General features: G+C 54.9%; 9 protein-coding genes. 6 read left to right on the top strand and 3 right to left on the bottom strand.

The window, feature by feature from the left end; all coding sequences use genetic code 11:
• The first annotated feature begins 148 nt into the window (after positions 1 to 148).
• Positions 149 to 838 (top strand): uracil-DNA glycosylase, encoded by a 690-nt coding sequence (gene ung, locus N5C09_RS10830; protein WP_003860729.1) that lies wholly within the window; start codon positions 149 to 151, stop codon positions 836 to 838.
• 48 nt (positions 839 to 886) lie between these two features.
• Here the strand turns inward: ung and N5C09_RS10835 are convergent, their stop codons facing one another.
• Entirely contained in the window at positions 887 to 1972 is a 1086-nt protein-coding gene (locus tag N5C09_RS10835) for a tRNA/rRNA methyltransferase (RefSeq protein WP_017383555.1), read from the bottom strand.
• Between the two features lie 204 nt (positions 1973 to 2176).
• On the opposite strand from N5C09_RS10835, the gene trxC reads away from it, so the two are divergent.
• The 5 genes from trxC to N5C09_RS10865 all read left to right on the top strand — a co-directional run bounded on the left by trxC (position 2177) and on the right by N5C09_RS10865 (position 7898).
• The gene (trxC, locus tag N5C09_RS10840) at positions 2177 to 2596 is read left to right on the top strand and encodes a thioredoxin TrxC (RefSeq protein WP_003860733.1); all 420 of its coding nucleotides are present in this window, start codon (positions 2177 to 2179) and stop codon (positions 2594 to 2596) included.
• Between the two features lie 70 nt (positions 2597 to 2666).
• On the top strand, positions 2667 to 3365 hold the full coding sequence (gene tapT / locus N5C09_RS10845) for a tRNA-uridine aminocarboxypropyltransferase (protein ID WP_063867948.1): 699 nt from the start codon (positions 2667 to 2669) through the stop codon (positions 3363 to 3365).
• Between the two features lie 35 nt (positions 3366 to 3400).
• The gene (gene pat, locus N5C09_RS10850) at positions 3401 to 6064 is read left to right on the top strand and encodes a protein lysine acetyltransferase (RefSeq protein WP_279749020.1); all 2664 of its coding nucleotides are present in this window, start codon (positions 3401 to 3403) and stop codon (positions 6062 to 6064) included.
• A 109-nt stretch (positions 6065 to 6173) separates the two neighbouring features.
• Positions 6174 to 7529, top strand: a complete 1356-nt coding sequence (gene pssA, locus N5C09_RS10860) for a CDP-diacylglycerol--serine O-phosphatidyltransferase (RefSeq protein WP_279749028.1) — start codon at positions 6174 to 6176, stop codon at positions 7527 to 7529.
• Positions 7530 to 7574: 45 nt separating this feature from the next.
• On the top strand, positions 7575 to 7898 hold the full coding sequence (locus N5C09_RS10865; protein ID WP_063450551.1) for a YfiM family lipoprotein: 324 nt from the start codon (positions 7575 to 7577) through the stop codon (positions 7896 to 7898).
• Here the strand turns inward: N5C09_RS10865 and N5C09_RS10870 are convergent.
• Positions 7895 to 9202, bottom strand: coding sequence for an MFS transporter (locus N5C09_RS10870; protein WP_063450552.1), 1308 nt, complete (start codon positions 9200 to 9202; stop codon positions 7895 to 7897). The genes N5C09_RS10865 and N5C09_RS10870 overlap by 4 nt on opposite strands.
• Positions 9203 to 9353: 151 nt before the next feature.
• Complete coding sequence (locus tag N5C09_RS10875) at positions 9354 to 9806, bottom strand: DUF4385 domain-containing protein (protein ID WP_279749021.1); 453 nt, start codon at positions 9804 to 9806, stop codon at positions 9354 to 9356.
• Positions 9807 to 9885: the final 79 nt, after the last annotated feature.

The following is a 9885-nucleotide window of genomic DNA, read 5'->3' on the forward strand; positions in this document are numbered from 1 at the left end:
GATCAATTTCTTCGTCTTACCCATTCAACTTATCCCGCATCTTTTCCAAAATAAATTTAACGACTTAGCCCACTTTTCAGCGTGTTATTTTGCTCACCGGGCTTTAGCAGGTAAGCTAGGGAGAGAATGAAATTCGCAGGAGAGCGAGATGACGACACCTTTAACCTGGCATGACGTGCTGGCAGAAGAGAAGCAGCAGCCCTATTTTATCAATACCCTCAGCACCGTTGCGGCTGAACGGCAGGCTGGCCAGACGATTTATCCGCCGCAGAAAGATGTGTTTAACGCCTTTCGCTATACCGAACTGAGCGACGTGAAGGTGGTTATTCTGGGGCAGGATCCCTACCACGGCCCTGGTCAGGCTCACGGACTGGCGTTCTCCGTGCGTCCGGGCGTGGCTATCCCCCCTTCTCTGCTGAATATGTATAAAGAGCTTGAAGGAACGATCCCTGGCTTTACTCGCCCTAATCACGGCTATCTGGAAAGCTGGGCGCGCCAGGGCGTGCTGTTGCTGAACACCGTGTTGACGGTTCGTGCAGGCCAGGCGCACTCCCACGCCAGCCTCGGCTGGGAAACCTTTACCGATAAGGTCATCAGCCTGATTAATGAGCACCGTGAAGGCGTCGTATTTTTACTCTGGGGTTCGCATGCACAAAAGAAAGGGGCGATTATCGATCGTCAGCGTCATCACGTACTGAAAGCACCGCACCCGTCGCCGCTGTCTGCTCACCGCGGTTTCTTTGGCAGTAATCATTTTGTTCTGACGAATGAGTGGCTGGAAAAGCGTGGCGAAAAGCCAATTGACTGGATGCCTGTATTACCGGCAGAGAGTGAGTAGTTTGAGCCTGAATGCCCGGTGGACCGGGCATTCAAAACGCACAAAGGCTTATGCTTTATTCTGACGCCACCATTCCGCCAGCAGTACGCCGGTCGCAACGGAGACGTTCAGGCTTTCAACGTTACCTGTACCATCAATAGAAACGCTCAGGTCGGCGCTGGAGAGTGCCGCATCAGACAGACCGTCACGCTCCTGGCCTAACACCAGCACCATTTTGCGTGGCAGCGTCGCTTTGAACAGCGGCGTAGCGGCACGGCTTGAGGTAGTGACAATGGTGTAGCCCGCTTTACGGAACTGCTCGAGGGCTTCCAGCACGCTGTCGCCGGTGATCGGCTGAACGTGCTCTGCACCGCCTTCCGCGGTACGGATTGCCGCACCGGATTCCAGCAGCGCGGCATCCTGTAACAGCACGCCTTTCACGCCAAAGTGCGCGCAGCTACGCATCATCGCACCCAGATTATGCGGGTTACCCACATCTTCCAGCGCCAGCACGCAGTCATCGGCATCCGCCTGGCTGACCCACTGCTGCACGGTAGTACCGTTACGTTTTTTGATCAGGAAGCAGACGCCGCCGTGGTGTTCAGTACCGGACGCTTTAGTCAGCTCGGCATCGTCAACCACGTGGTAGGCTTTGCGGTTCGCCGCCATCCAGCGCAGCGCTTCTTTAAAGCGCGGGGTCACGCTCTGGATAAACCATGCGCGAACGATACACTCCGGGCGGCTCTGGAACAGGGCCTGACAGGCGTTCTCGCCGTATACACGGGTCTCTTCCGCACGCTGACGACGCAGCACTTCCGGATCGATAAAGCTTTTTCCGCTGATACCGCCGTGATCGGCCTTTTCAGTCGCCTCTTCACCCGGCGCGCGCGAAACGGTACGCCATGGCGATCCACCGTCGCGGACAACATCGTCGCGTTTGCGATCGTCACGCTTACGGTCATCACGTTTGCGGTCATCGCCGCGGTTATTTCTGTCATCGCGGGCGGGGCGACGGCCACCGTCTGCACGAGAAGACGCTGGACGCCCGCCACCCTTTCCGGTACGCGGATTTTGGGTGCGTTTATCAGAGTCATCATCACTGCGGACATACATCACTTTGACCTTGCCGCTTTTGTTTTTCATTTCGTCGTTCATGCTTTTCTCCACCAGCGCTGCGCGAAGCGCGCAGATTACCCGATGTGCAAGCTCATAGCCATAATTTCGTACAAAAGCCTGTGACTATTGTTCCCATTGAATAAAACGCGTTGTCGTTTCATACAGGCTCACTGATAATATGTAACATATCAGAAACATTATCGGCGTTCTGCCGTTGTTCCACGGCTCTATCAGAGGTTAGTTATGAATACCGTATGTGCCAACTGTCAGGCTTTAAACCGCATTCCGGACGATCGGATGGATGACGGTGCGAAATGCGGGCGTTGTGGCCACGAATTATTTGATGGCGATGTCATTAACGCGACGGGTGCTACGCTGGACAAACTCCTCAAGGACGATCTGCCTGTTGTGGTCGATTTCTGGGCGCCGTGGTGCGGCCCTTGCCGTAACTTTGCGCCAATTTTCGAAGACGTGGCGGAAGAGCGCAGCGGGAAAATGCGCTTTGTGAAAGTGAATACCGAAGCCGAACGTGAGCTCAGCGCCCGTTTTCGCATTCGCAGCATTCCCACCATTATGATTTTCAAAAATGGTGAAGTGATCGACATGCTCAACGGTGCCGTGCCAAAAGCGCCTTTCGACAGCTGGTTAAACGAATCCCTGTAACATTCACGGGGCATATCTTGTGCCCCGTTCTCTCCTCTGCGAAAATGGGGTTTTTCCTGCCTTTTCGCCCATGACTGATAACGCTGTACTTCAATTACGTGCCGAGCGCCTTGCGCGCGCCACCCGCCCGTTTCTGGCCCGAGGCAATCGTATTCGCCGCTGCCAGCGCTGCCTTTTACCGCTGAAGGTGTGCCTGTGCGAAACGCTTGCGCCGAGCGAGGCGAAAAGCCGCTTTTGTCTGGTCATGTTTGATACCGAACCGATGAAGCCCAGCAATACGGGGCGCCTGATCGCCGATATTCTGCCAGACACAGCGGCGTTTCAGTGGTCGCGTACTGAGCCACCTCAGGCACTGCTCGACCTGGTGGCAAGCCCGGACTATCAGCCAATGGTCGTTTTCCCTGCATCGTATGCAGGCGAACATCGTCAGGTGCTTTCGGCGCCGCCATCCGGTAAACCGCCGCTGTTTATTATGCTTGACGGCACCTGGACGGAAGCCAGAAAGATGTTTCGCAAAAGCCCGTATCTTGATGCGCTGCCGGTGATTTCCGTCGATCTGTCGCGCGTTTCGGCCTATCGCCTGCGCGAAGCCCATGCCGACGGCCAGTACTGCACCGCGGAGGTCGCGATTGCGCTACTGGATCTGGCGGGCGATACCCAGGCAGCCGGCGCGCTGGGCAGTCACTTCTCCTGCTTCCGCGAACGTTATCTTGCGGGAAAAACCGTTCATAAGGGTAGCGTCACAGCAACTGAGACAGAAAGCGTTTAAAATCATCAGGTCGCTTGCATTCACGGGAGGCCTGCATGAGCCAGAGAGGGTTAGAAGCGCTACTTCGTCCGAAATCCATTGCCGTTATTGGCGCTTCAATGAAACCGGACCGCGCAGGGTATCTGATGATGCGCAATCTGCTGGCTGGCGGGTTTAATGGCCCGGTCATGCCCGTTACGCCCGCCTATAAGGCGGTTCAGGGGGTGCTGGCGTGGCCGGACGTGAAAAGTTTACCGTTCGTTCCCGACCTCGCCGTGCTCTGTACGCATGCGAAACGAAACCTCGAACTGCTTGAGTCGCTCGGCCAGAAAGGCTGTAAAACCTGCATTATTCTCTCCTCGCCTCCTGAGCAGCAGCCTGAGCTGCTGGCCTGCGCCAGCCGCTACCAGATGCGTATTCTTGGTCCAAACAGCCTGGGTCTGCTTGCCCCCTGGCAAGGGCTGAATGCCAGCTTCTCCCCGGTTCCGATCCGTAAAGGTAAGCTGGCCTTTATTTCGCAGTCGGCTGCGGTATCCAATACGATCCTCGACTGGGCGCAACAGCGTGAGATGGGCTTTTCCTACTTCATCGCCCTGGGTGACAGCCTGGACATTGACGTTGATGAACTGCTGGATTTTCTGGCGCGTGACAGCAAAACCAGCGCGATCCTGCTCTATCTTGAACACCTGAGCGACGCCCGTCGTTTTGTGTCGGCGTCACGTAGCGCATCGCGTAATAAACCGATTCTGGTCATTAAAAGCGGGCGCAGCCCGGCGGCGCAGCGCCTGCTGCATTCCCATTCCGGGATGGATCCCGCCTGGGATGCCGCGATCCAGCGCGCCGGTCTGCTGCGGGTTCAGGATACGCACGAGCTTTTTTCTGCCGTCGAAACGTTGAGCCACATGCGCCCCCTGCGCGGTGAAAAGCTGATGATCGTCAGCAACGGTGCCGCTCCCGCCGCACTGGCGCTGGACGAACTGTGGCTGCGCAACGGCAAGCTGGCGACGCTGGACGAAGCGACGCTTCAGCGCCTGCGGGAGGTGCTGCCGGGCAGCGTTACTCCCGGTAATCCGCTCGATTTACGCGATGATGCCACAAGCGATCGCTACATCAGGGCGATCTCCCTCCTGCTCGACAGTCAGGATTTCGATGCGCTGATGATCATTCATTCACCCAGCGCCGCTGCGCCCGGCAGTGAAAGCGCACGCGCGCTGATTGAGACTGTCCGAAACCATCCGCGCGGCAAATACGTCACCCTGCTGACCAACTGGTGCGGCGAGTTCTCCTCACAGGAAGCGCGGCGTCTGTTCAGTGAAGCCGGGCTGCCAACCTACCGCACGCCGGAGGGCACCATTACCGCGTTTATGCATATGGTTGAATACCGCCGCAACCAGAAGCAGCTGCGTGAAACGCCAGCCCTGCCGGGCAACCTCACAGCAAATTCGATGGACGTGCACAGGCTATTGCAGCAGGCCATCGAAGAGGGCGCTACGTCGCTTGATACGCATGAAGTGCAACCCATTCTTGGCAGCTATGGGATGCAAACGCTGCCCACCTGGATTGCCGGCGACAGCGCCGAGGCGGTACATATCGCTGAGCAGATTGGCTATCCGGTCGCGCTGAAGCTGCGCTCCCCCGATATTCCGCACAAATCAGATGTGCAGGGCGTCATGCTGTATCTGCGCACCGCGACAGAAGTGCAACAGGCCGCGGATGCCATTATCGATCGCGTAAAAATGACGTGGCCACAGGCCAGGATCCACGGCCTGCTGGTGCAGAGCATGGCTAACCGTGCGGGCGCGCAGGAGCTGCGCGTGGTGGTCGAACACGATCCGGTTTTTGGTCCGCTCATTATGCTGGGTGAAGGCGGCGTTGAATGGCGGCCTGAAGAACAGGCGGCTGTCGCGCTTCCGCCACTAAACATGAACCTGGCGCGTTATTTAATTATTCAGGCCATTAAAAGTAAAAAAATCCGCGGGAGAAGTGCTTTGAGGCCGCTTGATATCGCCGGATTAAGCCAGTTTCTGGTGAAGGTCTCTAACCTCATTGTTGACTGTGCGGAGATCCAGCGCCTGGATATCCACCCGCTCCTCGCTTCCGGAAATGAATTTACGGCCCTCGACGTGACGCTGGAAATTGCGCCATTTGTCGGTGACCGGGAAAGCCGTCTCGCCATTCGTCCTTATCCGCTCCATCTGGAAGAGTGGGTGGAGATGAAAAATGGAGAGCGGGCGCTGTTTCGCCCTATCCTGCCGGAAGACGAGCCGCTGCTGCGAACGTTCATCTCGCAGGTAACGAAGGAAGACTTATACTATCGCTATTTCAGCGAAATCAACGAATTTACCCACGACGATTTAGCCAATATGACCCAGATCGACTACGATCGAGAAATGGCGATTGTGGCGGTTCGCCGTTCCGGAGAGGGAGAGGAGATCCTCGGCGTGACGCGCGCCATTTCCGACCCGGATAACGTGGATGCGGAGTTTGCCGTGCTGGTGCGTTCCGATCTTAAAGGTTTGGGGTTGGGCAGAAGGCTGCTCGAAAAACTCATTGGATATACGCGCGATCACGGATTGTCACGCCTGAACGGCATTACTATGCCAAATAATCGGGGTATGGTGACCCTGGCGCGGAAGCTCGGTTTTGACGTTGATATCCAGCTGGATGAAGGCATTGTCTCCCTGTCCCTCAGCCTGACATCAACGGATAAACACGAGTAAGCTTCTGGAAATGTTACCCACTTTTCTCATCACTGGGGTATCATTGTCCGCTTATGTTGTTTGCCTGGTACAGACAACCCTTCAATGAACAGAGAAGAAACGCACTGTGATGTTGTCAAAATTTAAGCGTAATAAACATCAACAACACCTTGCTCAACTACCGAAGATTTCTCAGTCAGTTGATGATGTAGAGTTCTTTTATGCTCCCGCTCGTTTCCGGGAGACACTTCTGGAAAAGATTGCCAGCGCGACGCGACGTATCTGCATTGTGGCGCTCTATCTTGAACAGGATGAAGGTGGGCGTGCTGTCCTGAACGCGCTCTATGAAGCGAAACGTCAACGTCCGGAACTGGACGTTCGTGTGCTGGTTGACTGGCACCGCGCGCAGCGTGGCCGTATTGGCGCGGCCGCCTCGAACACTAACGCTGACTGGTATTGCCGCACAGCCCAGGAGAACCTGGGGATCGATATTCCGGTGTATGGCGTGCCCGTGAATACCCGTGAAGCGCTTGGCGTTCTTCATTTCAAAGGATTTATCATCGATGACAGCGTCCTTTACAGCGGCGCCAGCCTGAATGATGTTTATCTCCATCAGCTCGATAAATACCGTTACGATCGCTACCATCTGATCCGCAATCCACAGATGGCCGACATCATGTTCAACTGGGTGGATAAAAACCTGGTTCATGGCCGGGGTGTCCACCGTCTTGACGATCCTCATCGCCCGAAAAGCCCGGAAATCAAAAACGACGTTCGCTCCTTCCGCCAGGAGCTGCGCGATGCGGTTTATCGTTTCCAGGGTGACGCCAGTAATGAAGAGCTGTCCGTTACGCCGCTGGTAGGCCTGGGAAAAACCAGCCTGCTGAACAAGACGATTTTCCATTTGATGCCGTGCGCGGAGCATAAGCTCACTATCTGCACCCCATACTTCAACCTTCCCGCCGTTCTGGTGCGCAATATTATTCAGCTGCTGCGCGAGGGTAAAAAGGTGGAGATCATCGTCGGGGATAAAACGGCAAACGACTTTTTCATTCCGGAAGATCAGCCTTTCAAGATCATCGGCGCACTGCCTTATCTTTATGAGATTAACCTGCGTCGCTTCCTGAGCCGTTTACAATACTACGTGAACACGGACCAGCTGGTCGTGCGTCTCTGGAAAGATGAAGATAACAGCTATCATCTCAAAGGGATGTGGGTCGATGATGAGTGGATGCTGCTGACCGGTAATAACCTGAACCCGCGCGCCTGGCGTCTGGATCTGGAGAATGCCATCCTGATTCACGATCCTCAGCATGCATTAGCCGCGAAACGCGATCGTGAACTGGAGCTTATACGCACGCATACCACAGTGGTTCGTCATTACCGCGATCTGCAAAGCATCGCGGATTATCCGGTGAAAGTTCGCAAGCTGATTCGCCGTCTACGTCGGATCCGTATCGATCGCCTCATTAGCCGTATTCTGTAATTCCCGTGCCCTGTCACTGACGGGGCTTTTTTATGGAGCCTGTTAATGCGTACCCCTTTCCTGATAATCCCTCTTTTCCTGACCGGTTGCAGCCATATGGCGAATGATAGCTGGTCGGGTCAGGATAAAGCTCAACACTTTCTGGCGTCTGCAATGTTGTCCGCTGCGGGCAATGAGTATGCGCTGCACCAGGGGTATAGCCGGGATCGAAGTGCCACAATGGGCCTGATGTTCTCTATAAGCCTGGGGGCATCGAAAGAGCTTTGGGATAGCCGCCCCTCAGGAAGCGGCTGGAGCTGGAAAGATTTTGCGTGGGACGTAGCTGGCGCAACAACCGGCTACGCCGTCTGGCAGATGGCACATTATTAAAGGCGGATACCTTTTCCTTTGCGATGCAGCATCAGCGAGACAATAAACGCCAGCGCTCCCATTACGGTGACATACCAGAAGAAGGTCGTTTCACTGCCCCACGACTTAAGCGATAGCGCAACATACTCCGCCGAACCGCCGAACAGGGCATTCGCGACCGCATAAGACAGGCCTACACCCAGCGCCCTCACCTGTGCGGGAAACATTTCCGCCTTCAAAATGCCGCTGATTGCCGTGTAAAAACTGATAATGATGAGTGCCACCATGATCAGCGCGAAAGCGGCATACGGCGACGTTGTCTGCTGTAGCGCAGTCAAAAGCGGAACGGTACCCAGGGTGAGCATGCCGCCAAAGATCAGCATGGAGGTGCGACGACCTATTTTGTCCGACAGCGCGCCGACAATCGGCTGGATAAGCATAAAGACCAGTAACGCCACCGTCATGACGACACTCGCAACGTTTGCATGCATGCCCGTGGTGTTAACCAGATATTTTTGCATGTAGGTGGTGAAGGTATAGAAACTTAGCGAGCCCGCGGCGGTAAAACCTAACACCATCAAAAATGCTTTGCGGTTTCGCCAGAGCCCCTTCATTGAGCCCGCCTCCTTCAGCGCCCTGACCTCCTGTTGAGAGGTTTCATCAAGCTGACGGCGTAGCCACAGGGCGACAACCGCCAGGGCAGCGCCCATAGCAAACGGGATGCGCCAGCCCCAGGCGCGCAAATCTTCATCGCTAAGGATTTGTTGCAGGATCACCACAACCAGTAACGCCAGCAACTGTCCGCCAATGAGGGTCACATACTGGAATGATGCATAGAAACCTTTTCGGCCTTCAACCGCCACTTCGCTCATGTATGTCGCACTGGTGCCGTATTCGCCACCGACTGACAGCCCCTGGAACAGACGAGCCAGCAGCAGCAATGCGGGTGCCCATGTTCCGATAGTGTCATATCCGGGCAGGCAGGCAATCACCAGAGAGCCGACGCACATCATGCATACGGAGATGAGCATGGAGGTCTTGCGCCCTTTTCTGTCTGCGATCCTGCCGAACAACCATCCACCGATAGGGCGCATCAGGAACCCGGCGGCAAAAACGCCTGCGGTTTGCAGAAGCTGAGTGGTGGTATTCCCGGACGGGAAAAAGATATGCGCAAAGTAGAGTGAACAGAATGAATAGACGTAAAAGTCAAACCACTCTACGAGGTTCCCCGAGGAGGCCCCAACGATTGCCCAAACCCGACGACGGGTATCCTTACCTGCCAAATTGGTGTTATCCGTATCTGCACTGGCTACGGTTTCTGTCATTTTAAAATCCCCTGTCTCACATTGCGGGCCATTGCCCACAAACAGTAAAACCGGATTTAAAACGAATCGTTAGGTAAATAAAATGTTTCTAATATGTTTCATTGCGTTTTGTGAACTCGATCAGGTATCGAATTATTAGCGGACGTAGTAATTATCCCCACTTCTGCTGATGCGCCTTTTTTCGCTGCAAATAATCTTCATCTGCACGAATTTTATCCCACCACTTTTTGAAGACCGCGGCGGCTTCTGCTTTTACCGGATCGCAATCCAGCGGTTTGACCTGGCGCTTCTCATCGTACTTTTTACCGCCTTTATGATTGGCGTATCGCCTGGCGCGCGTATAGCCCATCTGAATGAATTTACGCGCCATATCCATACCCACAAAGTCGTTTTGCTGACGATATTCTTCAAACAGGGCGTATATTTCTTTTGCCGATCGCGCTGCAACTTCAGCATTTTTGTATCGCCAGTGCGGAAGGATCTCGCTTTTGTAAGGTTCCACCATGAGCACACCCTGCTCTCCCCGCCCCACCTGGTACAGCTCTGGATGTTCACGGAAATTAATGTTGGCAAAATCTTGTTGGTAATCAAAGGGACGTATCAAAGCAGCACCATTGTTAAAAGCGTTTTAACAATTGTAGGCACGGTCAGGCGGTGCCGCCACCCGGCATTTTCTGGCGCAT

This window comes from Enterobacter sp. GD03975 (assembly GCF_029838645.1).
Taxonomy (GTDB): Bacteria; Pseudomonadota; Gammaproteobacteria; order Enterobacterales; family Enterobacteriaceae; genus Enterobacter; species Enterobacter quasihormaechei.